Source organism: Pseudomonas agronomica (assembly GCF_025917275.1).
Taxonomy (GTDB): Bacteria; Pseudomonadota; Gammaproteobacteria; order Pseudomonadales; family Pseudomonadaceae; genus Aquipseudomonas; species Aquipseudomonas agronomica.
This window is the reverse complement of record NZ_JAOSHO010000925.1, coordinates 1-894: the sequence shown is the minus strand read 5'-3', so window position 1 is coordinate 894 and position 894 is coordinate 1. Positions and strand designations below refer to the sequence as shown.

Below are 894 nucleotides of genomic sequence, written 5' to 3'. Positions count from 1 at the left end.
CGGGGATAAATCCCCTCGCCACAGAAGCAATGACTCGCCTCATTTCAACCGAAAGACGCTAGCCCTGCGCCTGCGCCTCTTCATGGGCCTGGCGCAACCTTTCGCGGCTGTTGGTCAGGTGCAGACGCATGGCCGCACGGGCGGCGTCGGAGTCTTGGCGAGCAATGGCCTCGTAGATTTCCTCGTGTTCACGGCTCAGGCGATCCATGTAGTGCTGATGGTCGTCATGGGCCAGGCGCGCCGAGTTCAGCCGGGTACGCGGGATGATGCTGGTGCCCAGGTGGGTCATGATGTCGGTGAAGTAGCGGTTGCCGGTGGACAGGGCAATTTCCAAGTGGAAGGCGAAGTCCGAAGCCACCGCGTCGCTGGCGTGGGCCGCGCTTTCGTTCAAGGCATCAAGGGCCGCCCGCATTGCCGCCAGTTGCTCATCGCTGCGGCGCTGCGCCGCCAGCCCGGCGGATTCCACTTCCAGGCTGATGCGCAACTCCAGGATCGCCAGCACATCGCGCAAGGTGACGACTGTCGCCGGATCAATGCGAAAGCCGCTCGGGCTGGGCGTGTCCAGCACGAAAGTGCCAATGCCGTGGCGGGTTTCCACCTGACCTGCGGCCTGCAAACGGGAAATCGCCTCGCGCACCACGGTGCGGCTGACGCCATGGGCTTCCATGATCGCCGACTCGGTGGGCAATTTATCGCCACGCTTGAGCAGTCCGTCGCGAATCTGCTCGGTCAGTACCGTCACCAGCTCCTGCGCCAGGCTGCGGCGCTTGCGGGGAAGGCGTGGGACGTTGATCGGGTTTTCCATGGTGTGTCTCTATTTTGGCAAGCGGCTAAGTGTGCATCATAGCGCAACGTGGTTGTACGATCACCGTTGGTGCATTGGGTGTGTCTGAC

The 894-nt window shown here is 62.8% G+C and carries 1 protein-coding gene; it reads right to left on the bottom strand.

Annotated features, from left to right (window positions below; translation table 11 throughout):
- Positions 1-58: 58 nt before the first annotated feature.
- Positions 59-805 carry a FadR/GntR family transcriptional regulator gene (locus tag OC610_RS28150; RefSeq protein WP_030139831.1) on the bottom strand — a complete coding sequence of 249 codons (747 nt, stop codon included), beginning with the start codon at positions 803-805 and terminating at the stop codon, positions 59-61.
- Between the last annotated feature and the right edge of the window lie 89 nt (positions 806-894).

Bases quoted from the DNA above. Each gene is read 5' to 3' on its own strand.
- OC610_RS28150 (WP_030139831.1), bottom strand. From the start codon at position 805: ATGGAAAACCCGATCAACGTCCCACGCCTTCCCCGCAAGCGCCGCAGC.